25 protein-coding genes and 2 pseudogenes are annotated in these 25,833 nt (G+C 32.5%); 4 read left to right on the top strand and 23 right to left on the bottom strand.

Features of this window, described 5'->3' with window-relative positions; translation table 11 throughout:
* Positions 1 to 16: 16 nt before the first annotated feature.
* From B4U37_RS03080 to B4U37_RS03015, 14 genes and pseudogenes are all read right to left on the bottom strand, one after another.
* Positions 17 to 202 carry a hypothetical protein gene (locus tag B4U37_RS03080; RefSeq protein ID WP_088017022.1) on the bottom strand — a complete coding sequence of 62 codons (186 nt, stop codon included), beginning with the start codon at positions 200 to 202 and terminating at the stop codon, positions 17 to 19.
* A gap of 281 nt (positions 203 to 483) precedes the next feature.
* On the bottom strand, positions 484 to 1,182 hold the full coding sequence (locus tag B4U37_RS03075; RefSeq protein WP_088017021.1) for a Type 1 glutamine amidotransferase-like domain-containing protein: 699 nt from the start codon (positions 1,180 to 1,182) through the stop codon (positions 484 to 486).
* A gap of 219 nt (positions 1,183 to 1,401) precedes the next feature.
* A complete protein-coding gene (locus B4U37_RS03070) occupies positions 1,402 to 1,878 on the bottom strand; it encodes an AAA family ATPase (RefSeq protein ID WP_425444097.1) in 477 nt (158 codons plus the stop codon).
* A 231-nt stretch (positions 1,879 to 2,109) separates the two neighbouring features.
* Positions 2,110 to 2,622 carry a GNAT family N-acetyltransferase gene (locus tag B4U37_RS03065; protein WP_088017020.1) on the bottom strand — a complete coding sequence of 171 codons (513 nt, stop codon included), beginning with the start codon at positions 2,620 to 2,622 and terminating at the stop codon, positions 2,110 to 2,112.
* A gap of 127 nt (positions 2,623 to 2,749) precedes the next feature.
* On the bottom strand, positions 2,750 to 3,553 hold the full coding sequence (locus tag B4U37_RS03060; protein ID WP_088017019.1) for an alpha/beta fold hydrolase: 804 nt from the start codon (positions 3,551 to 3,553) through the stop codon (positions 2,750 to 2,752).
* Positions 3,554 to 3,752: 199 nt separating this feature from the next.
* Positions 3,753 to 4,226, bottom strand: a complete 474-nt coding sequence (locus B4U37_RS03055; protein WP_088017018.1) for an NUDIX hydrolase — start codon at positions 4,224 to 4,226, stop codon at positions 3,753 to 3,755.
* Between the two features lie 97 nt (positions 4,227 to 4,323).
* Positions 4,324 to 5,097 carry a serine hydrolase gene (locus B4U37_RS03050; RefSeq protein WP_088017017.1) on the bottom strand — a complete coding sequence of 258 codons (774 nt, stop codon included), beginning with the start codon at positions 5,095 to 5,097 and terminating at the stop codon, positions 4,324 to 4,326.
* A 21-nt stretch (positions 5,098 to 5,118) separates the two neighbouring features.
* Positions 5,119 to 5,742, bottom strand: a complete 624-nt coding sequence (locus B4U37_RS03045) for a nucleotidyltransferase domain-containing protein (RefSeq protein ID WP_088017016.1) — start codon at positions 5,740 to 5,742, stop codon at positions 5,119 to 5,121.
* Positions 5,743 to 5,970: 228 nt separating this feature from the next.
* Positions 5,971 to 6,516, bottom strand: coding sequence for a GNAT family N-acetyltransferase (locus B4U37_RS03040; RefSeq protein ID WP_088017015.1), 546 nt, complete (start codon positions 6,514 to 6,516; stop codon positions 5,971 to 5,973).
* 36 nt (positions 6,517 to 6,552) lie between these two features.
* Positions 6,553 to 6,786: a GNAT family N-acetyltransferase gene (locus B4U37_RS03035; RefSeq protein WP_245840043.1), complete on the bottom strand. Its 234-nt coding sequence runs from the start codon at positions 6,784 to 6,786 to the stop codon at positions 6,553 to 6,555.
* Positions 6,787 to 6,895: 109 nt separating this feature from the next.
* A pseudogene (locus B4U37_RS03030) lies at positions 6,896 to 7,418 on the bottom strand (N-acetyltransferase family protein).
* A gap of 326 nt (positions 7,419 to 7,744) precedes the next feature.
* Positions 7,745 to 8,209, bottom strand: a complete 465-nt coding sequence (locus B4U37_RS03025; protein WP_088017014.1) for an NUDIX domain-containing protein — start codon at positions 8,207 to 8,209, stop codon at positions 7,745 to 7,747.
* Positions 8,210 to 8,410: 201 nt separating this feature from the next.
* Positions 8,411 to 9,955: an RNA-dependent RNA polymerase family protein gene (locus tag B4U37_RS03020; RefSeq protein ID WP_088017013.1), complete on the bottom strand. Its 1,545-nt coding sequence runs from the start codon at positions 9,953 to 9,955 to the stop codon at positions 8,411 to 8,413.
* A 469-nt stretch (positions 9,956 to 10,424) separates the two neighbouring features.
* Entirely contained in the window at positions 10,425 to 10,874 is a 450-nt protein-coding gene (locus tag B4U37_RS03015; RefSeq protein ID WP_088017012.1) for a rhodanese-like domain-containing protein, read from the bottom strand.
* Positions 10,875 to 10,990: 116 nt separating this feature from the next.
* On the opposite strand from B4U37_RS03015, the gene B4U37_RS03010 reads away from it, so the two are divergent.
* Positions 10,991 to 11,878 carry a LysR family transcriptional regulator gene (locus tag B4U37_RS03010; RefSeq protein ID WP_157663694.1) on the top strand — a complete coding sequence of 296 codons (888 nt, stop codon included), beginning with the start codon at positions 10,991 to 10,993 and terminating at the stop codon, positions 11,876 to 11,878.
* Positions 11,879 to 12,083: 205 nt separating this feature from the next.
* Here B4U37_RS03010 and ltrA read toward each other — a convergent pair whose 3' ends face one another.
* The gene (ltrA, locus tag B4U37_RS03005; protein ID WP_088017010.1) at positions 12,084 to 13,901 is read right to left on the bottom strand and encodes a group II intron reverse transcriptase/maturase; all 1,818 of its coding nucleotides are present in this window, start codon (positions 13,899 to 13,901) and stop codon (positions 12,084 to 12,086) included.
* Between the two features lie 1,082 nt (positions 13,902 to 14,983).
* Between ltrA and B4U37_RS03000 the strand changes: the two genes are divergently transcribed.
* Complete coding sequence (locus tag B4U37_RS03000; RefSeq protein WP_088017009.1) at positions 14,984 to 16,858, top strand: ATP-dependent nuclease; 1,875 nt, start codon at positions 14,984 to 14,986, stop codon at positions 16,856 to 16,858.
* Positions 16,859 to 16,868: 10 nt separating this feature from the next.
* Positions 16,869 to 18,593, top strand: a complete 1,725-nt coding sequence (locus B4U37_RS02995) for a UvrD-helicase domain-containing protein (protein WP_088017008.1) — start codon at positions 16,869 to 16,871, stop codon at positions 18,591 to 18,593.
* Between the two features lie 305 nt (positions 18,594 to 18,898).
* Here the strand turns inward: B4U37_RS02995 and B4U37_RS02990 are convergent, their stop codons facing one another.
* From B4U37_RS02990 to B4U37_RS21800, 8 genes and pseudogenes are all read right to left on the bottom strand, one after another.
* Entirely contained in the window at positions 18,899 to 19,579 is a 681-nt protein-coding gene (locus tag B4U37_RS02990) for a hypothetical protein (protein WP_088017007.1), read from the bottom strand.
* Between the two features lie 455 nt (positions 19,580 to 20,034).
* Positions 20,035 to 20,589 (bottom strand): hypothetical protein, encoded by a 555-nt coding sequence (locus B4U37_RS02985; protein ID WP_088017006.1) that lies wholly within the window; start codon positions 20,587 to 20,589, stop codon positions 20,035 to 20,037.
* Between the two features lie 92 nt (positions 20,590 to 20,681).
* Positions 20,682 to 21,071 (bottom strand): annotated as a pseudogene (locus tag B4U37_RS02980) (YdcF family protein); the annotation flags it as partial.
* A 359-nt stretch (positions 21,072 to 21,430) separates the two neighbouring features.
* Positions 21,431 to 22,936 (bottom strand): recombinase family protein, encoded by a 1,506-nt coding sequence (locus B4U37_RS02975; RefSeq protein WP_088017004.1) that lies wholly within the window; start codon positions 22,934 to 22,936, stop codon positions 21,431 to 21,433.
* Positions 22,933 to 24,330: a recombinase family protein gene (locus tag B4U37_RS02970; RefSeq protein ID WP_157663693.1), complete on the bottom strand. Its 1,398-nt coding sequence runs from the start codon at positions 24,328 to 24,330 to the stop codon at positions 22,933 to 22,935. The genes B4U37_RS02975 and B4U37_RS02970 overlap by 4 nt, the downstream gene beginning before the upstream one ends.
* A complete protein-coding gene (locus B4U37_RS02965; protein WP_157663692.1) occupies positions 24,311 to 24,550 on the bottom strand; it encodes a hypothetical protein in 240 nt (79 codons plus the stop codon). The genes B4U37_RS02970 and B4U37_RS02965 overlap by 20 nt, the downstream gene beginning before the upstream one ends.
* A gap of 36 nt (positions 24,551 to 24,586) precedes the next feature.
* Entirely contained in the window at positions 24,587 to 24,721 is a 135-nt protein-coding gene (locus B4U37_RS22530; protein WP_281252776.1) for a hypothetical protein, read from the bottom strand.
* A 161-nt stretch (positions 24,722 to 24,882) separates the two neighbouring features.
* Positions 24,883 to 25,044: a hypothetical protein gene (locus B4U37_RS21800; protein WP_157663691.1), complete on the bottom strand. Its 162-nt coding sequence runs from the start codon at positions 25,042 to 25,044 to the stop codon at positions 24,883 to 24,885.
* A gap of 636 nt (positions 25,045 to 25,680) precedes the next feature.
* On the opposite strand from B4U37_RS21800, the gene B4U37_RS21795 reads away from it, so the two are divergent.
* On the top strand, positions 25,681 to 25,833 hold the full coding sequence (locus tag B4U37_RS21795) for a hypothetical protein (RefSeq protein ID WP_157663690.1): 153 nt from the start codon (positions 25,681 to 25,683) through the stop codon (positions 25,831 to 25,833).

Raw genomic sequence — 25,833 nt, 5'->3', positions numbered from 1 at the left:
TTACCTAAAGATGAATCTAAGGATTAATCTTTTCACTAGCATCTAACCTATCTATAAGTCGGTCTATTTTATTTGAAATTCTTATTTGTAATACGATTATATGAATTAAAAAACCCACTACAATTCCAACTAAAGGTGCGAAAAATCCAATAAAAAATGCTGCTACTATTGTTGGTACTATGTACCCCAAAAGTACTATCATTTTGTTTATCCCCCCTTTTAATTTAGTGCATTCTTCAACTTGATTGCTACCATATTGTTTTAATACCAATTATTTCATATTCTAAAAATTCCTACAATAAGTTATTTTTCATCCTAGCAAAAAAATGAGCGCTAATCCTTGTTACAGGATTGCGCCCGTTTTTGTGGAAGAATATATTCTATTGCAGAGTATCCTTGTACTGCGCAGCAAATATATATCTATTGTTTTTTCTAATTGCTTATTCAACTATAGCCCTAGATTCTTGATTAAGGCATTGGCTATCAAATGCTTAAATAGGTTGTATTAATCTCATTTTCAGTAATTTCACCATTTATTAATTTAATAAAGTAAGACTTTGCTTTTGGTCTTGAACTAACAGACTTTGATAGTATTTCATTAACAAAATGAAGAGCTGCTCCGTCGTCTACTGCGTATCCTTCTTTCATTTGAGCTTCTAGGATTAATTTGTGATATGAAGGCTTTCTTTTGTTCTCTCCATCATAATGGGGACAATTACTTCCCTTCAAAAAGCCTAAACAATCTAGTTTATACAACGGTGCATTTAATGGATCAGTTAATCCTTCTTCAAACCAACAAATTGCTCCAGCACTTAAACCAGCTAGTATAACACCTTGTTCATAAGCCTTTTTTAATACTTTATCTAATCCCCATTCCTTCCATAAAAGAAGCATATTCCTGGTATTTCCTCCTCCTACATATATAACATCTTGCTCAAGAACAAACTTTTCTAAGTTATTAAATTCAGGCTCAAATAAAGATATGTGAGAAGGTTGACAAGGAAGTAGGTTAAATGCATTATGAAATCTCTCTATGTAATTTGATTGGTCTCCGCTAGCGGTTGGAACAAAACATACTTTGGGTAAATCTTTTTTTGCCTGTGATAAAATGTATTCATCAAGTAGTGGGTTCTCAGGTTCCATTGAAAAACCTCCTCCACCCAAAGCTATAATTTGCCTCATCAATTCACCTCTTCCAAATTATCATAACTGTAAATTTAAACCGTGCAGCTTACTTCTTACTTCACAAACCTTCCCTATTATTTAATACCAATTATTTCATACTCTGATAATTGCTTCAATTATATCTTTTTGGGCAATATAAAAACTGACGCTGATCCTTGTTCCTGGATCGCGCCCGTTAGTTGAAGTAACTTTCAATCTCTTTCTTACTAGTTACAACTAATATTTTATCACCATACTTCCCAAATTTATTGTAGAAATTCGGTTTACCCACCTCTTCAAATATCTATTCCATTTAAACATCTTGAAGAATATCTTTAATGTTGGTTTATAATTAGATTTTTCTAATCTAAGTTTTTGTAAAATAAATCTCTTTATAATTCGGTAAGTTCTAACCGAATAATTTATATCTAAGAAAATTATTATTTCGGCATTTCGAAAACTATTAGACACCCATTCCTCATTATGAACGCCTTCTACAATCCAACTATCAGAAGCAATTAGGGTATTTAAATAATCTTCTCTTTCTTTTTCAGTTCTTCGTACTTCCCCATGCCCTCCATGCCTTTTCCAAACAACATTATCTAATTCATAAAAAGGAATATTAAATTGAGAAGATAATTCTCTTGCTAATGTTGTCTTTCCACTTCCAACTGAACCTATAATATGTATTCTATTAGGTAGAATCTTTTTCAATACACCACCACTTATCTTTAAAATTTGTTTTCCACTATATTCTATTTGGTTATCTAAATATCCTTTTTATTATAAAGTTAACCGATTGTTTAGTACCAGCTATTTCAAAACAATTAGACAAATTCAATTTTTTTCTACTTAAAAAGCACTTATCTTTTTACTGATAAGCGCCCTTTAATGGAATAACTGAGTAGCTTCTATTAGCTGGTTTACTTCAATAAACAAACTTTTCTATAATGAAAGCCTGTATTGTATTAGTTGGCTTTCCGTTCCTAAGTATTGTTCGCTTCCATTTCTACTAACTTCCTTAAACCCTATTCTCTCAAGCATTTTTCTTGAACGAGTATTCGTTTCGTGTGTCTCTGCATTAAAAACTGTAATGTCTAATTGCTTAGAAGCATAATCCATCATACATATACTAGCATTAAATCCGATTCCTTTTCCCCATAGTATACTTTCACCAATTGCAATGCCTAATTCCGCTGTATTTACTCTAATACAAGCCAGGTCTGCATATCCAATTAACTTATTATCCAATTCAATTCCCAACCGAATAAAATCTTCAGATACATTATTTACACAGTGTTGCCACCATCTATATAATTCTTGCACGTCTCTATTTTTTTCCCAATCATTTGCTGAACAAAATGTATCATCTTTACTCCATTCTAAAATATATTCAAAATCATCTATGATTAAAGGTCTAATTTTTATATTTTGAACATTACTTCTTTCAAATTTCATACCTTTCCTCCAATACTATATTATTAAAGTAACCTACCTCTATACTTCTACAAAAATAGGCATTGACCCTGCTTGGATCAATGCCTGGTGTTATTCAAGATTAGCTCCCGATTGTGGAAGAACAAACTCATTCACATAACCAGTCTTCAACTAGTTGTTGTACTACCTGACGTTTTTCAATATGAAGCATGTGTCCTGCTTTATTTAAAATAACATATGTTGAAGAAGGAAATTTATTAAGTAAATAATCATAATCTTTATATCCGCAGATGTTGTCTTGTTTTCCAAGAATTATTAATGCTTGTTGCCTCAAACTTGATACACCTTGAAAAGGTTCTTCAGAGAAAAAGTACCCCTTTTCTCTCCAGTCTGATGTTAAGAAATCTTTGTTAGCTAATATACGCCCAGGTTGAATTTCACTCAAAAAACAGTCGAGACTTTCTTTATTTTGATAAACAAATAGTGTTTCAAATGCACTCCTTAAATCCGAGTCCAATGCACTTAGTAAATTTCCATCCTTTTCTATGACCACTTTTTCAGGTAGCGTCCTTTCTATTAAATGAAGAACGGGTGCAAGTAAACATATACTCTTTACATGGTTTTGCCTAAAGTGCAAAATTCCCTGAGCTAAATAACCTCCAAATGAAGAACCTATCAATGAAAATTTCATCCCAAGAAATGATGTATCTATAAAATCTAAAATATTTGTAAGCATATCATCTGTTGATTTTAGATTTATATCAATATCACTATTTCCATGGGCTGGTAAATCTATATAGACCCTTTGGTACCCATTAATCTTCTTGAAAATTGGCTCTATCCACTCTTTCATGGAACGGTGATCAGTTCCAATAGAATGAAGAATTATTATCGGAAACCCTTCACCAATAACTTCATAAAAAATATTACCCATTTTAACTTTACAATTCATAAAAGTGCTCCCCAATTCTATACCTAACTCAAATGAAATACTTAAAATTAAAATACCTTATTGAACAATCCTGCCCGTTTGTTTAATTCCAATTATTTCATAATCCAAAAATTCCTTCAATAAAATATTTCTCTTGCCAACATAAAAACGAGCGCTGACCTTGTTACAGGAAAGCACCCTTTTGTTGAAAATTATAATATCAAGTCGTAATTTTTTTCTTATAATGTTTTGATAAAAATTCATCAAGTATAATTTTGTGGCTTTTCACTATGTTCTTAGGCAGTCCATCGGGATAAAAGAACTCAAATTTAATAGATTCAGCCTCATCAACTCTTAACTCTCCTTCAAAAGCATCTGAATAGTATGCAACTGTTACAACATAAAACTCATCTCCATTTTCAGCTTTTATATAGTTCTGAGAACCTGAATAAACATTGATAAGGTTTAGTTTATCTACAATTAGACCAGTCTCTTCAAAAGCCTCACGTTTCGCTACATCTTCAGTAGACTCTCCTAATTCCATTAGACCACCTGTTATGCCCCACGATCCAAGTGGGAACTTTCTTTGTTGCAATAATAATCTCCCAAGTTCATCAACAATAATAGTAACCGAACCTACAAAAATTAAAGGTCTATGACCCACAATTCCTCTTAAATCTTCAATATATCCCAATAGTTAGTCTCCTCTCTTTTTATCGATTTTCAGTCAAACCTTATTTGACAATCCTGCCCTATTCTTGAACATGTACAAAGCTTCTCACTCTTTATAATTAAGTACGGCTGTCTAGTTTCTTTAAATATTCATCATAAAGCAGATTCATAGCTTCCATAATTATTTTATCAGCAGCCTGATTTGTGAATCTATTAGGTAAATTAATAGCCCCTACTGCAAAAATGAAAGGATCTTTATTGAAGTCACCGATTATGCCAATATCAATCACAACATTGTCTAAGCCACCTGTCATATGATTTAGATGGTGTGTTGGAATATGGTTTACATTTCCTTTTTGTCTAACCAGGCCATTAATAATTGGTGTCCAAAGGAGAGGTTGTGTTTTGTAGCCCTGAAAGATTTGGATTACTATTTCAAGTAATTGATTTAGCTGTCCTTTGTTTTCAATATCTCTTGGGCTTTCAGTAACACTTATTGTCGGAAAATAAGATTGGATAGAATTGTTTAACTTTTTCCATCCACCACAAAAATTCACAATACTTTTAGCAACATAGCTATCATGACAAGCAATCATTACTTCAACCGCCTCCCTTAAAGGAAGCGATTTTCTATTTTGTAGATGAGGATAAAGTTCCTTGCTATCTTCTTCTGGATTAAATGAAATCTCATTAACTAGGTCTTCCCAATTATATGTATTTTCCTCTACCCATTTTGCTACACAAAATGCTATTGCCACTTTTGCTGCTGATGCAAGGGGGACTGTGAGTTCACTATTTAAAGCAGTATCATACCTTTGCTCTTTGCTGGAAAATAATATGATTCCTATTTCTCCGGTATCTATTTCTTTAAGTTTATCAATAACTTTATTCAAGCATATTCACCTTACCTAATTTCAAACTTTTGCATAAGAATCTATTAGTTCAATCCATTCATGTCCCTGAGGGTACTGTATATTCAAGGACTCTTTTAACCAATCACGGTTGCTAGCATTTAATTTAGGTAATATATTTCCTAAATCGATAACATCTTTCTCTCTAATGACAGAACTTCCACCTTTATAAAGAAGTTGTATTTCTGGTTTTAAAAATGGTATTCCAGATAAAGATTCTAACCCAATATCTTCAATAGGCTTTCTTATTGTGTTGTCTCGTTTGTAAATCCAATCCTTCACCTCTGTATCCAATAACATTACTTGAAAAGCCCATGTTGATTCATCTTTTTTCTTTACCCAGATATTATCAAAATGAGAGTCTAGCAATTGATTTTTGTTCCAAGGTATTAACTGACCTTTATATGCTATAAACATTTCCCAATCCCTACCCAGATGTCTTTGTAAAATTAAATGGTCTGGTCTTAATATAACAATGTCAATATCATCGTGAGCCCTAGTGATTTTCTGTAAATAAATATCTAAAGCCCACCCACCAGCAATCCACCATTGGACAGGAATTATGCTGAAGATATTTTGAATTTCAGTAATAGAAAGAGGTTTCCAGACATCTTCATTATCACCCAACTTTTCACCCCATTTTTATTTTCGATCTATCCATAACAGACTTTTATCTTAATACCAATTATTTCATAATATATAAATTCCTACAATAAGGTATTCTTCATCCAGTCCCAATAAAAATGAGCGCTAATCCTGTTCCTGGATAGCGCCCGATTGCCGAAGACTTGAATTCAAGATATATATAGAATATATCATCCTTAAGGAATATATCCTTAAGGAAATATTGATAGATTATTTTTCCCATTCTTGTTCTAGAACACTATATAATAAAGAATCCCGCCAACCATCTTTTATTAACAAATCCTCACGAATTCTACCTTCCTTAATCATTCCTACTTTTTCCAATACTTTTGATGAGCCTACGTTTCTAGGGTCACAAGTTGCATATATGCGATGGAGGTTAAGTTCTTTAAATCCAAAATTAATTAGTAGTTTAGCAATATCCGTTGCAATACCCTTTCCCCAAAAATCAGGATTGACGATATATGCAACTTCCCCAACTTTGTTAGTGAGGTCTCTAATGTTAATTTCCCCAGATCCTATCATTTTTTCATTATATATTACCGCAAATGCAAACCTGGTTCTCTCTGCATGGCTTGCATCTCTGATTATCTGATTAACAAAACCTTGTGATTCCTCTTCTGTATTAGGTCCCCAAGGTTGATATATACAAACAATATGTTGTGATGCGTATTTGTGAACATCGATCCAATCATCTTTGGTGAATTCTCTTAATGATATTATTTCGTTTGAAAGGCAAACCATGTTATGCTCCATTAAAATCTCCTCAACTGATATATAATTATGTCATCCTTATTCAACTCTTGCTCCAGATTGTAATATGTTGTCGGGATTTAATAATGACCACCTTATATGGTCTTCCCAAACCCCGTTTACCTTCATCATTTTCTTTGTTATTCCCTCATTCATAAATCCTAATTTTTCTAAAACTTTAATTGACCGCTCATTTTTAGGCATTACGGGTGCTTCAATTCTATGTAAATCATATTCAGTAAAAATAACAATAATTGACTTTTTTAACGCCACACTTATATACCCATTGCCAACTTCAAAGCATCTAATTTGTATCCCAGAATACAAGATCGTATAATACTCCGAACATGTCAAATACCTAATTTCACAAGTTAACAAAGGGTTATAATTTCTCAATAACATCGTCAATATTATCCCATTCATAAATTAGTTCATTTAGTATTTTTTCACCAATTTTAATTTGAACTGTTTTAACTAATTTCGCACCGTAATATTCATAAAAATAACGAGTTTTATTTTCCTCAAGGACTTCAACAAATATTTTTCCATAACCCAATTGTTTAAAATGCTCAAATAATTCTTTGAACAGCTTCTTCCCTATTCCTTGTCCTTGGTATTCTTCAAGTAGGTAAATTGAGGTTAAATCACTTGAGCTTTCCCACTACATTGGTTTCTCTTTTCCAAGCATCTGCAAAACCTACGATTTGACTTTCACTATTCTCCGCAACAACTACATAATTATTTTCTTTTGCAATATTTCTTTTCCATAATTCTGTTCGTTTTTCATAAGATAAATTCTTTAAAAAGTCATCTTGAATAATGACCTTATAAGTCGTTCTCCAACTATCAACGTGAACCTTTGCAATACCTGATGCATCATTTAATTTTGCTTTTCGTATTATCATTTTCGCACCTCTTATGTAGTTAAATACTTCTTTAAATCTTAATATGTAAAATCAACAAAGTAACTTAATTCCCTTTAAAAACTTATTCAACTATCCCGTTTACTTAATACCAATTATTTCAAATGTTGACCTTTTACTCAATATTTTTTTAACATAAAAAAAAGAAGAGTATCTTGTAATAATAAGCTCCCTTTAAGTGCAGCTAGAAAAGCCCTAAGTTGCTCTATATTTGCGCCCTTTTGTTGAATAACGAAAAGCTAAAGATAAGCTGTCCGATTTTCAGCTATCGCCTCCTTTAGTTCAATAAGCATTATAACTTTAGAGTCTTAAAGGTTGTACTCTTCGATTAAATCAATATTTCTCTTATTTAAAGTATAATCCTGAATTTGCTTTCCAATATTTGCGTATAGTTGAATATCTTCAAGTTGTGATAATGGTAACCATTTTATAGCAGTTTGATTAGAGTCTGGTTTTTCTGGCATTCTTGCAACTGATCCACTTTGTAATGTACACTCAAACATCATAACTAAAGTATGGGTTGGCCCAAATTTTTCACAATTCAAGTGTGGTGCATACTCATAAACAAAGGCTAATGGACCAACTTCAACATCAACACTCGCTTCTTCCCTAGCTTCTCTTTTTACGGTATCAATAATGGACTCCTTAGGTTCAACCCCTCCAGCTGGTAAATCATAAACCACACCTCTGCCTGGATCGTTATATTCCGTTAATAAAATTCTCCCATTTTCAATTATAATCGCTCCTGCTCTAACCCTTATGTGGTAAGACATTTTTTCAATTCCTTTCTTAATAGTCTCTTAAACTCCTCTGCCTGATAATTGAAAAAACCAAAAATCTGCTACCTAAAACCTACAGCACCTATAGTTAAACAACCAAATACAAATTTTTTTATCATTGACTGTTCAAAATAGTGATGTTAAAAAGAGAAGCCACACTTTTGTGATTTTAAAAATCAAAATACTTTAATTACATTACTCATCTATATCATCCGGTTCAAAATCTGCTTCGATTTCCTCTATTCTTAATTCTAAGTAATCATTAATTTCATCAAGCACGTCAGGTATGTCTCTGAGTATTGGGATTTGTGATTGTAAATTATCCTTGTAGAACTCCATATAGGTGTTCTTTTGAATTTCTTTGTTCGCTTTTTTAGGGATTAAATATTTTTTAATACTCTCTTCTAAATTAGCCATTAAATTAGGGGTATATAAAATTAGATGATAATTTCTAAACCAGAATTGCTCGTCATCCTTTTCCTTTAATGTATTTAGTTCTTCTTGACCAAATAATCCATCTTTTAGGTAATAAGAAATCAATATTTGATTATTTGTTTCAATTACAGCACCTGTTGTTTCTGTAAATATATCCGTAAAACCAAAGATTTTTATTGCATAATAAAAATAGAGTTGCTCTTCATTAAATAATTTTTGAAGGGACTCTTTATATCTAACTTGTAAAAATTTTTGTAACTTATTGTTATCAAAATCACTCATGTCACTAAATCTATCAGCTGTATATAACAGTGACTCAGGAGATAATTTTAGCAGAAAGCATAATTGGTGGTAATCATAGTCCTTAACCTGATATTTCTCTAAGTCCAATTCTCCGAAATATTTTGTCTTAAAAAAATTATTAATAAAGACTTTTTTAAGTTTTTCGTCATCCAATTTTGAAAGTCTAAAAACAAGCTGATTAATAAAATAGAGCTTGTTATCATCCTTTTCCTTATTAAATCTGATATTACAGTGGGCTATTAATTTCTTCCAATACCTTGCAACCAAGTTATAATTGTTAAAAGTTTCATAAGTCCAAACTTCCTTTTTATTATCGTTTCTTTCAAGTTCATATTTTTCTAATACTTTATCAAAAATCTTTATTACTTCATCATCATCGGTCTTATTGCAAAAGAAGTAAAAGTCATCCGAAAAATAAGAGAACTCACAGTCAATATCTAATGCACTAATTTCATTTTCTATATCATTACTAATATTTTTTAAGTTGGACTCTGCGAAAAATAACGACAAGTAATTCCCCATTATTAGTCCATTTGTTTTTCCAAAATTCATATTTGAAAGGAACCGTTCCTGATGTCCTTGAAAGTCTATTAAATGCGTATATACTCTTCCGTAATACTCCTTTATATCCACTTTTAGCAAGTGGTCATATACACACAATTTATTAAAATCTTCCTCTAAATGCCTATCATACTCGCCTGATACAAAATCTCCAGTATTTATACTTGCAGATAATCGTTTATGTAAAGGATCCATTTCTTGAATAGAATCAAAGTAGCGTATATCTTTGAAATGCTCATAAGCAGCCATGAAATTTAAAACATTTGGCATTTTTAGAGTACGATGCTTATCCTCTTGCTTTTTCACTCTAAAATTAAAGGGCTCAACCCAGCTCAACTTACTTATATCTATTTCAGATATATCTTCTGGAAATTTCAGACTGTCAAAATCAAGAAAGTGCTTTACTGAATTTTTAAAATTGTATAGATTATTAAGTTTCATTCTTTTCCCCTCGTTTCAATCACTTCTATTTAGTACATTAACTTAGTTTAAATTCCATCTGTTTATCAAAAATTGTTATATCTATAATAAAGAATTCAATTCTACGCCTATGAAAATCATAAATGTATTTACGGATTGCTTATTTCTTTTCATATCTTTTAGTTAGATTTTCCCTCAAATATATTTTAACATATATATCCAAAACACCTACTAAGTGTTGTTCCATTATATGGCCCTAAAATGGAAAATGAGCGCTTATCCTTGTTCCAGGATAGCGCCCGATTGTTGAAGAACTTAATTAGAAACAATCAGTATTATTTTATTGAACACAAACTTGTTAGTTACATAATAATTATTTTGATAGCTATATATTGATTTCAATTTCCTCATGTTGATTTGAAAGATTGATCAAAAATTGCCGGGCAATAGATTAGAGTATTACCCTTGGATTTAACTGAAACGATTAAGATTAAGACTTCATTTGCCAATAAATATTAGCTTTATCTCCCAATGTTCCTTCAACATCTCCACCTTCTTTTCGCCAGTATTCAATTCCCCCTATTAATTCTTTTACTCTAAAACCTAAATTAGCAAATTTAACAGCAGCTCGAGTAGCTCCATTACATGCAGGACCCCAACAATATGTAATAATGACCTTATCTTTTGAAAAACTTTGCGTGGTTTCTTCACTAATCTTATTACTCGGTAATGATAGGGCTGTTGGAATATGACACTCTTCATATGATTTAGGATCTCTTACGTCTATTACAATAATACCTTCATATCCTTTTTTTATGTCTACTGATAGATCAGCTATATCTGTTTCATAAGACAATTTATTCATGAAATATCGATAAGCAATACTTGGACTAGCAGGTTCAATTTGTAAAGAAAGGGAAAATTTTGGTTTTATAGTCATATTATGATCTCCTTTAATATTGAATTTTCTTTCTAATTAAATTATATCTTGTTTACAACTTCACAGTTTTAGATAATTATAGATAATAAGTATCAATATTATTGATAAAAAAGGGGTTGATTTATATCGAATTTTTATATCTCAAAACTTTTGTTCAAGTAGTGAATAGCGGAAGTTATACTCGTGCTGCTATTGAATTAGATTATGCCCAGTCTAGCGTTACAAATCATATCCAAAAGCTTGAGGAACTGTACGGAGGAAATGTTTTACTAGAAAGAAAAGGAAAATACATGAAGCCTACTTCTTCTGGTGAACTTCTTTTTGATTACGCAAAAAAAATACTAGCCCTACACCAAGAATCGCATCTGGCCCTAAAAGAACAAGAAATCAAAACACTTTCTATAGGAACAATTGAGACATTAGCCATCTATTTTCTCCCTGAACTACTAGAAAAATTTAAAAGAATCTATCCCAACATTCATATACGTATTATTCCGGATTCTGAGAAAAACATTATTAGAATGGTTAAAGAAAAAGAGATAGATTTTGGACTTATCTTGGATTTTCCATGTCAAGTTACTGGAATAGAAAGCCTTAACATAAAAAAACAGGATATGATGATTGTTGTGCCTCATGATCATGTCTTTGCAAGTAAAACTGAAGTTGCAATAAATGATTTAGAAAATGAAACTTTCATCTTAACCGATGAAGGGTGTACGTATCGTGCTTTTTTGCTTGAAAGATTTAAGATGGAAAACATTTCTCACAACATATCAATGGAGCTTAGTAGCGTGGAAACAATTAAGAAAGCCGTGGAAAATAAGTGGGGGATTAGTTTTTTACCACTTTTTTCAGTAGAAAAAAACGTAAATAATCGGTCGATAAAAGCGATTCCTTTACATGATAAGAATCTAAATTTTTACAGTCAATTACTCTATAGAAAAGAGAAATCCATTCTTAAAGTTTTTCAGACATTTATTAACCTGTTTGAAACAAGCAATTAAAATGTTGAATAACAATAAAGTTATATCTATAGATTAATTTACAAAGTACAGTTAAGAATTTCAGAATGGTATTATAGTGATAGGTAAGCTTTTGACGTTATCTCCAGCTTTTCCCCCACTTCACACCGTACAGGCGAGTTTCCCAGCATACGGCGTTCCAACTAATCCAATTCATTCAAGATTTTTATGATTATGCAAAGGAAAATCAGATAGCTTCGTTCAGACATTGCTTACGCAATTTATTGACTTCTGTAAGTTGCTTTTCATTTAACTTGAGTGAGTTTAAAAGCACTTTTATTTTCTCTAAATCTCTCAAATGTATAAGAAGATGGACAGATTTATGCAATATCATTAAGTTTCCGTATGAATCATCTTTGGTGAGATGGTACGGTGTCTTATGGTGACAATGCCATTCCTCCAGTCCCAATTCAACCCCTGTAACAGCACATTTTCCATATTGTGCAATAAATCTACTAATCCGGTTATCGTTGTATTCGATGGAACGGCTCGGTATGAACTGTTTCATCACACGAGTAAGCGTTTGTTTATTGATTGCTCGCAAGTTTTGATGTATTTTGTCCCTACCTACGGTAGTGTAGTTACAAATATTTTGAGAGAAGTTCAGATTTATCTTACAACGTTGGGCATGAATTGGAATAAGTACCATTTCTTTTATTTTGAAGAGCTTACACTCATATCCCTTGTACCGTTTTTGTAAGGATTTTGGAAAGTCCTGAAACGTAGCTTCTTTTCTCGATTCTTTTAAACGATTATATAACGCTTTATGAAGACGATAGTTCAGCTCAGTTAAATCATCAGTGATGTGTGAAGCTGCTGAATAATAATTTTGGATTCCCATTATAACTGTATTAAAGCGCCAAACATTCTCAACCGATTGGTGTTTCTGAATCTCTTTGATTGTTTGTTTTATTTTTATCTGTGCATTTTTGAGCGCATTCTTTGTCATGTGTGAGCGAGCGACATAAAGAGTTCTTTTCTTCGTCTTTTTTATATGGGCTTTAAAACGAAAACCTAAAAACTCTGATGAGTTTTTCTTTAGGTTGACCACCTTTGATTTTTGTTCGCTAATTTCAAGGCGAAGCCTTGTATGAAGAAAATCATTCACTGCATAATACATTTTAATTGCTTGTGAACGAGTGCGACAAAGAATTTTAAAGTCATCTGCATATCTCACGATGTAACAATGTTTTAAATTAGATTGTTTCAACGCATTATATCTGCCAAGATTTGATTTATATAACTTATGTGTTTCAAAGCTTTCCCATTGATTACTAACCCACCAGTCTAGTTCATTTAATACGATATTAGATAAAAGTGGTGATAAGATCCCCCCTTGGGGTGTACCTTTCTTTGGGAAACCTTCCCCAATAATTTCAGCCTTTAAAAGACGTGAAATAATGGAAAGCAATGCCTTGTCTCGAATGCCTAAAGACCACATCTGTTTTATTAATTTGGCATGATTTACATTGTCAAAAAATCCTTTTATATCAACGTCAACACAGTGATATAGGCATGCGCGATTAATGAGCGTTTCAAACCTAGCTTTCGCATGATGTGTATTGCGGTTTGGCCTAAAACCATAACTATGTTTATAGAATTTCGCTTCACAAATCGGCTCAAGTACTTGCAAGATACACTGTTGGAACAATCTATCCCAGATAGTCGGAATCCCTAGAGGTCGAGTTTTTCCATTTGCCTTAGGAATGAATACTCTCCGGACGGCTTGGGGTGTATAGTATTCAAACATTCTTTGTATCGTCGATACAACCTCAGATACAGATAATCGGTTTATATCTTCAATCGTTAATCCGTCATCTCCAGCAGTTTTACTGCCAGTGTTTCGTTTAATATTTCGATAAGCTAACCGTATATTTTCATCGGATTGCATTAAGTCTAGTAATCCATAAAAATTCTGACCATTAGCACTTTGAGCATATAAAGAATCAAAATAATACTGCATATCATAATACTCATTGTGTCTCAGTTTCTTTCGTTTTAACAAGTTGGTGACTCCTTTAGGAGCTGAACCTCTATTAGTCTTACAAGAACCTTATTAATCGTTGAAGAACTGCCTTGCATGGCTGAATGAATCTTTTATTAGTCTGGTGGCTATCCCTCCACGTTCATTACACGCTTCAATGGTACTGTGCCACTACTTTCACTGATATAAAGAAAAGTTATATAGTCGCTAATCTCACGACTAGTTTCCTTTTCAACGCTTCATAGAGAGTAAGCTCTCCACGTTATCAGCTTACAACGTTGAATTATGTCTATTATGGAACAAACTTAGGTGCTTCCTATGAGCCTGTTAGCATCGCATGTGCCTGTAACACAAGATGGATTTTTATATTGTTGATTCTTACTCATCCAAAGCTAACCCTACATTTAGTAGTAAATACATTTCTATATAATGCCAGTCTAGACCCGTACATTCAGAAGTTCGTCAGCAATATACTTTCATATTTTATTTCGTCGCATTCTCACCATATCTGTTCAACCCAAGCACCATGATTTACACCACCCCATCGGGTAGGCTTTCGTCAGCCTTACTGTTACGGTAAATTCTCACGCCTATTAGCCGAGCTTATAACACACTTCTTCTTACTAAACAGCATGCTATTCGACGCAGGGGGAGCCTTTTGGAGCGTTACCTCCTCATTAGACTCCTCGACATAACCCTTCAGTTTTAGAACTTTAAAACTGCCTGACCTTTACCGAAATTGTGTGTCCACATTTCATTTGAGTCAGGAACATTTCGCACCCACAATCTGGCCCGTTTGTTGAATAAGCACAACTTTAAAATTATGTATAAGTATTAGAGTTTATATAGAAAGTATCCTGCCTTTAACTGCATTTTCGATTACCTTCTTCTCTTAAGAATTACCTAGGTTCTTCTTCAAGTAATTATCCAGAGTTCACACAAATGAATTAGTTTCCCATACCCAACTACCAAAAATCCCCATAATCACTTACAATATAATTATAACTATTAAAACAGAAGTATGACTGCTTGGTATATCAGCCTGAAGAGTATTAACAGCAATAAAGATTATTTTAAATAAATCCATTTTAGTAGGTGATACTATGTATTTATCAATTATGACTATAGAGAATTTTCGAGGCATATCATCAATGAGTCTATCGTTTAAAAATGACATCAATATTATAATTGGTGAAAATGGTGCTCATAAATCAACAATTATCGATGCAATTCGATTGCTATACAACTTAGGGGAACCATATAAGCAAATCTATATTAAAAACGAAGATTTTTTCACTAACAGTGAAACCGGTGAATCGGAAGATACTATTTCAATAACTTATGAATTCAGAGGATTAACTGAAGTTCAAAAAGGAGCCTTATATGAGTATATAATTTTTGACTCCATAGAAGATTATGCAACAATAACAATAAGTTATGAGAGAAGACAGGATAAACACCCTAAATTTATTTACTTTACTGGAGGAAACCCAGGACAAAGAGCTAATCCAGGTACATTTGAAATTTTCCAACATTATTTCTTAGGAGCTTTAAGGGACAGTACAAGTGACTTACTTTCTCCTCAAAAGAATCTTCTTGCGAAAGTAATCAAAAGAAGTATCGAAACTAATAACTCAGAACAAGAATTCAAAGATATCATGACCCATGCAAATAGTGAGTTATTAGGAAGAAGGGAAGTAAGTTCTACAAAAGAAAATATTAATGGCAATCTAAATGAAATGTATTCATCTATCCCAAAGATCGGTCTACATATTGAACAATCAAAAATTGAAGCAATCGTTAATGCAATCAAACCTTTTCTTCCTTTTTCAAATCCTTTGGAGAGTAATACGGGTTTAAGCTTATTCCAAAATAGCCTTGGATACAATAATTTAATATACATTGCAACAGTTTTAAGTGATATGAACGATCGAGTCAATAAGGATGAAACAATACATCATGCTCTGCTAATTGAAGAACCAGAAGCACATTTACATCCACAATTGCAACTAAATTTATATAATTTTTTAAAAAACCAAGTTTGTAATGATAATTGTCAACTGTTTGTTACATCCCACTCTCCTACTTTAACTTCTAAGACTGATTTAGATAACTTATTTTTAGTTGATAAAGATTCTTTTAAATGTGTAGGAAATTTATTTATGGAAAGAGCAAATGAAAATTTAGTCCAGAATAATAGAATTTTGACTAATGATGACTTTTTAAGCAGAAAAAAAATGTTAGAGAGGTATTTGGATGTAACAAAATCTCAAATGCTGTACGCCAAGTCATTAATTTTAGTTGAAGGAATTTCAGAAGAATTATTATTATCAATTTTTGCTGAAATTGAAGGTTTTAAATTTGAGGAGAAAGATATTGAATTAGTTCAAACCGGAACTTCTTTCTATCCATTTCTACTTTTATTTAATTCAACAGATGAAAATAAGAAGATATTAAAAAGAGTGGCAGTAGTGACTGATGATGATCGTTTTACTGACTCTAAAAAAGCAGAATATTCATTTGATAATTTGGTACCAGATAACTATAGTAAGCTGAACGAGTTACGAGAAAATATAACTCTTTCTCAAATAAGCTCACGAATTAATAATCTAAATGTATTTAAAAATAGACAAGAAAACATCGAAATCTTTACAGCATATAAAACATTTGAATTTGAGATAGCATTATCAAATATTCCCGACAACAAAGAAGACATTTTTTCCAATCTATTGTATTTATACTTAGAATCAAACGGGAACAACAAATTGACTCAGATTCGTGCTTATGTTGATCAGTGCCCTGATACTTTAACTGATAATGATAAAACCAATATAGCAATTCTAATATGGAAAGCACTTCCCAGAAAGGCTGATTTTGCTCAGGATTTTTCTTACTTTATATTACAAAACAAAAATGATGAGAGATATCACTTTAATACACCTGGTTACATCCGTGAATCTTTCAATCATTTAAGGTAGGTGATTAATAATGAATTTTGATATGAATGAAGAGAGGAAACAATACATATCTAGAAGAGGAAAAATTATAGTTAATGCTTGTCCGGGTAGTGGTAAAACTACTTCTGTAGGTTTCAAATTGATGAACCTAGCTAGAGACTGGGATGATAAATATTCTGGTATAGCTTGTTTATCTTTCACAAATGTTGCCAAGGATGAGATTAATGATAAATTTCTTGAATTCAATAATGCACCTCTTAATTATCCCCATCTTGTATCTACTATTGATAGTTTTATAAATAGGTATATTACATTACCTCATTTTAAAACTAAGTACAATTGTCAGGGGAGACCAATGATATTAGATGATGAAGCTATACTTGATTCATTACCACTACAGAAGTTTAAAATTAACAAAAGACCAATTCAGTATATGTACCCCCCTTCTAAAATTGATATAAGTGTAGATGGAACTTTTTTAGTCAACGGTAAATCAGTAAGTTTAAATGAGAAAGAGAATGAAATTTTCATTAAATATTGTAGAACACTCAAGAACTTCCAGTTTTCAAAGGGTATATTAAAAAACTCTGATTCACTATATGCAGCGTATCAAATATTATTAAATAACCCTAGTATCTCAACTTTTTTAGCCAAGAGGTTTAATTATATTATCATAGATGAAGCTCAAGACACTTCAGAAATACAACATTTAATAATAGACCAATTAGTGGAGAATGGACTTGAAAACATTGAGTTAATTGGGGATCCCTATCAATCTCTTTATGAATGGAGAGACGCTAGACCTGACCTTTTTTTGGATAAATTCTCTTCTGAAGAATGGACTTCAATAGAATTTTCCAGTTGTAAAAGATCTCTAGAACCTATAGTTAAGGCATATAGTTTATTTCGTGTTCAAGAACATAATAATTTAGTCGGGCAAGAGCTTAGAAATAATAATGAAACTCCACTTCATGTTATTTACTTTAATACTTATGACCAACTAATTAATAAGTATGAGGAAGTATCGGCAGATCATAGTAACAAAAATATTTTGGTAAGAGGTTCTTCTCTATTTAGAGAGTTGAGCGGCATAAACTCCTTTGATGATTTGTGGAAAGAATCACCTTTCTCCCCGATACAATTTATATATGCTAAGGAAGATTTACAATCTGGAAATCTAAAGAATGCAATAAAAAGGTTATTTTATTGCATCCCATTACTAATTGACTCAAGCTTTACCGACCCCAAGCTAAAGAAAAATTTTATAGAAAAAAATAAAAACGATTACTATTTTACAGCTAAATTATTGATTTTATTGAAAAATATACCTGACTATAATAAAACTTTAATTGAGTGGACTGATGAATTAAAGGAAGTCTGTAAAAGTATTTTTGATTTAGATTCGTCTCCAGCTTTTACTTTAAAAGCTGGTATCCACAGACCTAAGCATTCAAAGTTGGTTAATGATCTATTCGAAAGAAATTATAATTCAATAAATGTTAGTACCATACATAGCGTAAAAGGGGAAACCTACGATTCAATCCTAATTACACTCAGCAAGAATAGCTCAGGACAGAATTTATCTATCAGTGACTTTATTAGACCTAGCGAAATGCCCGATGAGAAAAAGCGTTTGTTGTATGTAGCAATGTCACGCCCAAGATGGCAATTAGTAATAGGAATTCCAATTCAATGTAGGTTAAGTGATGAACGTCAAGCTGAACTTTTTGGTGACTGTGTAGTACATGGAATATAAATAAAATGAGTAAAACTTTCAGTTCTAAAATTAAGCGGGGTTTACTTATGAGGTGCCAAGCTACACATTACAGGTTAAATCTCAAAAGACAATACTCACCAGGACTTCCACACCACAATTTACACTATATATTCACAGTTAAAAAGGCTTAGAGATGAAGTTTCTCTAAACCTTTTTCTATTTCTGTTTCTTCATTAAACTAACGCACCTTATAGTTTAAGTGCATTGTTTCACAAACTTGCTTTTAAAGTTTAAATTAATCATACATTATGCTCATTTTATTCAGTCAGATAAATTGAAATTTGCTATTCTTCATTATTAAGAAATTCTTTTAAAAAGTTCTTGAGTTCCACAAACTCTTCTATCGGCTTCGTATATGGAAGGTTATCTCCAAATCCTTTAATAACATCATTTTCCACAATGCCTTGTTCGCCTTTTTTCCATTCCCATTTTCCCCCTCCACCAGATAAATCATATAATCTGATTGTTCGTATTGGCACTAATTCGTTATCTTCTTCATTTTTTTTATAGAATTCCCATTTCATCGCATCTGTTAAAATTACTTTATCATTATTCTTGGCAGACAAATGACGCCTTAGTTCATTTTTTAAGTTTTCCCCATATTTTTCATAATTCTTATTATAAATAGGTTGCTGATACGGTGATTTAACCTCTACAATGGCACGATATTCAACTTCATATTCCTTATTCATCCAGTTCCAATTTTTAGCTATTACCAAATCAGGTGTAAAAGCCTTTTCCTTTCCCGTCTTATCGATGTATGTTCCACAATATTGCAAATAATCATGTTTAGCCGTGTCTGGTCCTTTTTTTTCACTATTTTCAACATCAAGGTCGGCACAAATGGCACTTATAAATTTTTTAACTACTTCGTTCTGAAAATTTATTTCTCTTACATCGTTATTTTTTTTATACTTTTCAAACCACCCTTTATAATCATCAAAAGTAACTTCGAAATTATTCATTGTTTTCTCCTCCATAAATTACTACTTGTTTGTGTATTATTCTTCGGACTTTTATACTAATGTGCATAACCTTGATTTCTACATAACTTTTTTATTGAACATTAATACGTCTAATCTTATTTAACAGAAAATCTCATTCCTTTTGTGTTTAGTTCTATAAAAAAAGCGTTAATCCTTCCTAATGCAAACAAGGGTATAATTAAAAAAATGCCCAAACTCATATATACCAGGGGTTTGGACATTTTATAACCGTTTTTAGTAAAGCGTTAATTTATATTAAACGAATAGTTATATCTCGTGAATTTCATCTTCTCTTTTAAACAAGGTCCCCTCTTTTAGAAAAACAGAACGGAATATAACGATTTTTAAACTAAATCATGACTACAATTAAGCGCTAGGATCAATAACTAGTATTTATCATCTTATTCCACATAAGCACCCCGTTAATTCAACATTCAATCTTTTAGTGTTGAGTATATTAAATCGCCAGATTCAGAATTCCCTTTAATGTTAATAGGTAATAACGTTGGTGCTTCTGATTTTAAAAAGAAGAAACGAGTCTCTCCTATATCAATTATTATCGCATTTTCAAAGATGTCTTTTTCTATTTCAACCTTGATTTCTTGTATTTTAGGATTGTTAATTTGACCAAAGTAGTATGATATTGGGATATTGTCTCTACCTTCAGCATTCCATGTGAAGTCTATGTCTGTTTCAGGAGGATAATAAGTAGATACTAATGAGGTTCCTCTTCCTAAGTCATCCTTAAACTCCCAAAACCCCATCCAGTTTTGTTCTAAACGACTGACAATAGTGGCGTTACTACTCCTAAAAATGGTTAACCACTCCTCGTCTATTTTCCTAACCAAATAAACTTCCTCAGTTTTTGGAGACCAATCACCTGAAATTTTAAACACATCTTCTTTAGTGGGGAGTTGTTTGTGATTAAAGATTAGAAATACGCAAAAAGAGATTGTAATTATCGCAATACCAATTAGTAACTTTCTCATCTCAACCTCCTAAAAGTCATTTACCTAATCGTATCATGCTTAACAATAATTATGGGTTAAATAACGTAATTTCCTTCTTCAACTCTCTGCACCTATAGTTCAATAAAAGAAGCTCTAATTTCAATATTAGATGGTAGATGTTTTGTTAAAGTACGGTACTGCCTTCCTGTGGCAATACTTTTACAAACAAATAACAAGCTGTCTATTGTTGTAAAATCAAATATTTTCTTAGCTTCAATTACATTAGCAATTGAGAACATAGATGAAGTTTCATAGCTAATAACATCTCTAGGAACGCCATTTTCAACTAAGTTTTTAACTATTACTTCAGCTTCTGACATTCCGCTATTATTCCATTCAGGATGCCGCATATTCGACAAACTACCTCCACCCGTTACAATAATATGGTCTCCTAATCCCTTATTATAAGCTTCTAAAGGTTTCATCCAATTACCAGGGTGTGAACCTCCGAAGACAAATATGGGTACTTAGTTCGGTTTGTTTTACATGTTTGTTTTTACACATCGGCAGCCTACCCTATTAGGGATAATTTTTCATTTATGATGTTATATTTTTTCGGTAATCTGGGAATACAGTAAATAAGGCATTCGGTATCATTCGAAAAATAGTATCCTTATTTTCTAACGTTACCGAATAAATTACCCTGAACAAGCTTGTTTACTAGGCTTTTCACGATTTCAATGTAATTCGTTATTAGGGATATATTTTAATTTTCGGTAACATACGAATTACATAATTGTTCACTTCGGTAATGTACGAAGCCGTTCTATAGTTAAAAAAAGAACCTGACTAACTTTACGTTAGCCAAGTCAACATAGTCTTATCCGATCTGGTCGAGATACTCTTCTAGACCAGCAAAAGGAGATAATTTATACTTAACGAACTTAAATTTCTTTTCTTCAAAGTCAATCTTCACTTCTTTAAAGTATACCAATGCTAGAGTTCTTAGTTCTGCATCACACAAGTTTGATTGGTTTATCCGTGCCAATCTAGAAAAGGTAGCCTCTAAGCTCTTATCTTCTATTAGTAGCTTTACTAGTTCTGCAAAGCGGTTGGTGTTGTGAATATCTCTTTTCAATCTCGATATGGCAGTGGAGATAATAAAGTCCCACTCTGGATTTTTTACTAAGTCTGGGCTTTGTTGAAGTTTCTCTAAGTTAAAGTTTGAATTAGTAAGCTTTGCCTTAAGGTGCTGTAAATGATTTAAAATTAGCTCTTCTCGCTTTTTGAATGTTTTTTGAACCTGGTCTTTAATACTGTTAGCTTTCATGGAAATGCTCTGTCCAAGTTGTTTAAATAATTCCTCATGAACTTCCTGGACAGTAACCTTGCAACTACATCCTTTACAGATGTAGTAACGATATTCTTTCAACTTTGTAGAATAATCTTTCGTATGCAGTTGCGTTTGGCAGTTTGAGCAATAAAGTAAGTTCCGAAATACAAAAGGCGTGTCGTTATTTCCGCCGTTCTTTTTATGGATTTCTATCGTTTGATGAGCTAGGTGCCATAGTAACGGATTGACAATCGGTTTATGTTTATTAAGAATTAAATCATATTCACCGCGTTGCTTTTTCCGGCTGCTATTCCTACTTTCATTGATATTCCAAGGCAGATGCCCTAAGTAAGAGTCATTATTCAGAATGTATTCAATTGTTTTACCGGTCCACTTTTTCCCACGAGGTGAAAGTATCTTATGTTCGTTTAAGAGTTCAGAGATTTTGTTCTGACTATGCCCCCATGAAGTTAGGAAGAAGATCAAGATAACAATTCTTGCGTGTTCATTTACAACAACTAAGTTACCTGTACCGTCAAGATTATAGCCAAAAGGTGCATCTGCTCCTGGTCTTTCCTCTCTATTCAATTTAGTGATTTGAGCTGATTTTGCCCTTTGGGATTTCTTAACAGACTCTTGTGATGCATTAACAAAGTTTATTATTGATGCAATATCACTCGGATTCCATTCTCCAGGTGAACTAGTTGAAAAAAATTTGAAGTATGGTTTTGCATCGATAATGGTATTATAGATTTCTAGCTTGAAGTCTTCGAACTGTCGAGAGACCCTTGACTCATCATAAAAGAAAATTGCTTTAATGTTTAAGCTATTATCCAACGCTTTCGATAACAATTTTTGCATACCTTTTCTTTGTAAAGTCCTTTTCTTGTATGCACTTTGTGATGGCTCTTCAATAAACTCTACAATGTGATACCCTTCTTGTTGTGCCCTTAGAATAATTTCCTGTTTTTGCGTTTCGAATGACAAATTATCCTCTTGTTTAATATCAGATGTTCTAACTGTAGCTAAGGCAGGGTCAGTTTTAATTGTCATGTGAAATTCACCTCCTTAGATTCAAAGAAATCCTCAAAGTATAAGGTTACTTGGACGTAATCCACATTTATCTCCATGCCTGCTACCATAAGATCGACCAACTCGCTTAGTTCTTCTAAAGACAAACTATTTTGAAGTGAATACTTTACATATCTAGCAATTCTTTTAACTTCGTCTGTCAGCACTTTTAACTTGTTCAACTTGTGCTCCACTAAGAATAATTCCTCTTTCTTCTTTACAATCTGTTTCACAGGTTTGTTTATTAAAATAGGGTCCGTATAAGGAGTAAGGTTCGCACACACGTTAACACACAATTCTTCAACCTTCTCAGATAGAAAAATGTGCTCTCCCTTTAACACTTTCTCTTGTTTAGTAATGTTTTTTCGGCATACGTTCTCTAACTTTTTAACATTCATCTTTTTTATTATACTTTGCACTGTTTTTCTAAGGGTTATGTCAACATCTTCACTACTTATCCGAATCTTTTTATGGTGTTTGCAAATGTATTCACCAAAGTTTCCAAGTCGCCCCTTTTTAAATATCATTTGCTCACCACACTTGCCACACGTAGGAATAATAAAGGACTCTCTCAAAGTATTTCTGACAACATCCTCATAAGCTTGTCCATATCTTTTTAACACCACTTGCACTTCTTGAAACAAAGAAAGCGAGATGATTGCATCCACATGCGCTAACTCAAAATAGTCGCCATCTCTCGTCCTTCCATGCGCAGAAAAAAAAGCTGTATTTAAAATACCAACTATTCGCTTTGCATCCCTGTTTAGAATCTTACAATAGCGTACAACTATATCTATCAATGCTTCTAATGAACTTGTCTTAGAAACTTCTTTGAAAAGTTCACTTATATGCTTCGATACATCTTTATCAGCCTTATATGTACTAGACTTTTTGTCTAGTACTTTTTTATATCCTATTAGACTTTGGGGATAGCGACTTCTTACATCATGAAGTCTCGTATTTATCTTTTGTCCCTCCATCTGAGCAAATAATCCATACCAAGTTTCCTGTACAATATCTTTGGAGAATGGTGCCGCTCCATCAGCTGTGAAAATCAACTCAACATCATATTTGTAGCACAACTTCACAATATAAACATATTCATAAACGTCACGAGCAAATCGATCTCGGTCGTAAACAAATATCTTTTTCAACTTTCCTCCCTGGATTAACTTCAGTAACCTTCTAAGTGCTGGCCTTTCATTCATCTTAAGTTTTGTAGCAGAAACATCATAATCCTTAAATTGCATCACTTGTTCTACTTCATACTTTTTAAGATATTCCTTATTTGCATCTATTTGCATTTGTAAGTCTTGATTACCAGTAGAAACACGGAGATATTCCGCAAGAAAGTCCTTAGTTAGAAACATCGTCATAAAAGTCCTCCACATTAGTATTTTCTTCTTCAAATTCTGTAAGAGATTCAGACAGAAGGATACTAGTTATACAAGGATCAGCGTTTAATAGCTGATCTAGTAAGATTCTTTCAATTATCCTGTATAACCAGATTGAAGATTCCTTCTGTTTATCATGACAGTAGCTTACACTTACAATTTTCCTCTGCATCACATTTACCTCCAATCGATTTTTTTCCATTATCGACTGGAGTTTAGCAATTTATTCCCTTATTCTCTAAAGATCAGATTTAAAGTTAAGTTCTAGCTGCAGTGCATTGGTTGCTTTTTGCTTTCTGCTCCCGGACCTTGGGACAATTACAGTAAATGTTTTATGCCCTGGAATCTTATACTCTTTTATGATCTCATTCACATCTTATTCCCCCTAATAATCAAGTCGTACATCTTTAAGATTTCGGTTGAGATATTATAATTTACAGCTAATACCTTTAACTTTTTACCACTAACCTTGCCATTCATTTTCTCTATTTGCGACATCTTATCCTCTCATCCCCTTAGTAAGTAAGAGTTATATTAGTTCATGTTCCTAACTTGATGATATTGAAGCTTAAGAAAGAAAAGGTGTTTTTTACTGTACTGTCTTGCTGTGTGCTTCTTGTCTTCCACTCTATTTAATTGCAAACTCTTAGATTGAAAGAGCCTATCACCTTCATTGAAAGTCCTTTGATGCATCATGTCCCCTCCTACAAATTAGGAAATATGAAAAACCCGCAAACAAGAAAAACGGACGCACGTGTATCAAGATTTAACCACACCAAAAGGCGTGCTTAACTCATTAGATACGGTGCTTCCGTCATCTATCTGCGGGTTTATTCCCTTATATTTTTGTTATTAGCACCTATGTTAATAAACTTTTAAGGCCGCTGTCAATCATAATGTTAACTTTTTTAAATTAAATCTCTTATTTTATTTCTAGTAAATCATCTTCAAACTCACTATAGGAAACTTATCTAGTTCATGAAACGTTCTTTAAAAAATGCTTGACATACTAAAAATATATAATTAAACTAAGTGTCATAAATTGATTTGCTTAGTAGTCTAGAAGAATTCTTATCAATTTCCCTATCAAACTTAAAAATCAAATAATAATAGAATCATTGGGGAAACCCCGTAGATTGGAGGAAGGACCTGCAATCTCAAGAGCAATAAGATAGATCAAAAACTATCTTATTCCCTTGGGAGCAGTGTGCCTTCTTTTACTTCTGCGGGGTTTTTCTATTGGTCTAAAAGGAGGCATTACACCAAATAATGATATAACAAATAACAATCTATTAAACACAAAACCTATTGATGAACTTAAGGGGGAAAAACATGAAAGCAAACAGAGTTTATTCTAAAAACAAAATATCATTTACAGATATATTAGATCCATTTATTAACGGAAAGATTGAGGAACTAATTAATTCTGCTAATAGCAAGCCAACTGATGCTGCAACTAAATATGTAACAAGGGAGTTTGAATAA

Origin of the sequence: Sutcliffiella horikoshii, from assembly GCF_002157855.1 — a bacterium.
In the GTDB taxonomy this organism is placed as follows: domain Bacteria; phylum Bacillota; class Bacilli; order Bacillales; family Bacillaceae_I; genus Sutcliffiella_A; species Sutcliffiella_A horikoshii_C.
The sequence above is the reverse complement of the archived record's forward strand: the minus strand, read 5'-3'. Positions and strand labels throughout refer to the sequence as shown.

What these genes read in the sequence shown, in the direction of transcription:
- B4U37_RS03080 (WP_088017022.1), bottom strand. Translation starts at nt 202, where the DNA reads ATGATAGTACTTTTGGGGTACATAGTACCAACAATAGTAGCAGCATTT.
- B4U37_RS03075 (WP_088017021.1), bottom strand. Translation starts at nt 1,182, where the DNA reads ATGAGGCAAATTATAGCTTTGGGTGGAGGAGGTTTTTCAATGGAACCT.
- B4U37_RS03065 (WP_088017020.1), bottom strand. Translation starts at nt 2,622, where the DNA reads ATGAAATTTGAAAGAAGTAATGTTCAAAATATAAAAATTAGACCTTTA.
- B4U37_RS03060 (WP_088017019.1), bottom strand. Translation starts at nt 3,553, where the DNA reads ATGAATTGTAAAGTTAAAATGGGTAATATTTTTTATGAAGTTATTGGT.
- B4U37_RS03040 (WP_088017015.1), bottom strand. Translation starts at nt 6,516, where the DNA reads ATGGAGCATAACATGGTTTGCCTTTCAAACGAAATAATATCATTAAGA.
- B4U37_RS03025 (WP_088017014.1), bottom strand. Translation starts at nt 8,209, where the DNA reads ATGTCTTACCACATAAGGGTTAGAGCAGGAGCGATTATAATTGAAAAT.
- B4U37_RS03020 (WP_088017013.1), bottom strand. Translation starts at nt 9,955, where the DNA reads ATGAAACTTAATAATCTATACAATTTTAAAAATTCAGTAAAGCACTTT.
- B4U37_RS03015 (WP_088017012.1), bottom strand. Translation starts at nt 10,874, where the DNA reads ATGACTATAAAACCAAAATTTTCCCTTTCTTTACAAATTGAACCTGCT.
- B4U37_RS03000 (WP_088017009.1), top strand. Translation starts at nt 14,984, where the DNA reads ATGTATTTATCAATTATGACTATAGAGAATTTTCGAGGCATATCATCA.
- B4U37_RS02995 (WP_088017008.1), top strand. Translation starts at nt 16,869, where the DNA reads ATGAATTTTGATATGAATGAAGAGAGGAAACAATACATATCTAGAAGA.
- B4U37_RS02990 (WP_088017007.1), bottom strand. Translation starts at nt 19,579, where the DNA reads ATGAATAATTTCGAAGTTACTTTTGATGATTATAAAGGGTGGTTTGAA.
- B4U37_RS02985 (WP_088017006.1), bottom strand. Translation starts at nt 20,589, where the DNA reads ATGAGAAAGTTACTAATTGGTATTGCGATAATTACAATCTCTTTTTGC.
- B4U37_RS02975 (WP_088017004.1), bottom strand. Translation starts at nt 22,936, where the DNA reads ATGACAATTAAAACTGACCCTGCCTTAGCTACAGTTAGAACATCTGAT.
- B4U37_RS02970 (WP_157663693.1), bottom strand. Translation starts at nt 24,330, where the DNA reads ATGACGATGTTTCTAACTAAGGACTTTCTTGCGGAATATCTCCGTGTT.
- B4U37_RS02965 (WP_157663692.1), bottom strand. Translation starts at nt 24,550, where the DNA reads ATGGAAAAAAATCGATTGGAGGTAAATGTGATGCAGAGGAAAATTGTA.
- B4U37_RS21800 (WP_157663691.1), bottom strand. Translation starts at nt 25,044, where the DNA reads ATGATGCATCAAAGGACTTTCAATGAAGGTGATAGGCTCTTTCAATCT.
- B4U37_RS21795 (WP_157663690.1), top strand. Translation starts at nt 25,681, where the DNA reads ATGAAAGCAAACAGAGTTTATTCTAAAAACAAAATATCATTTACAGAT.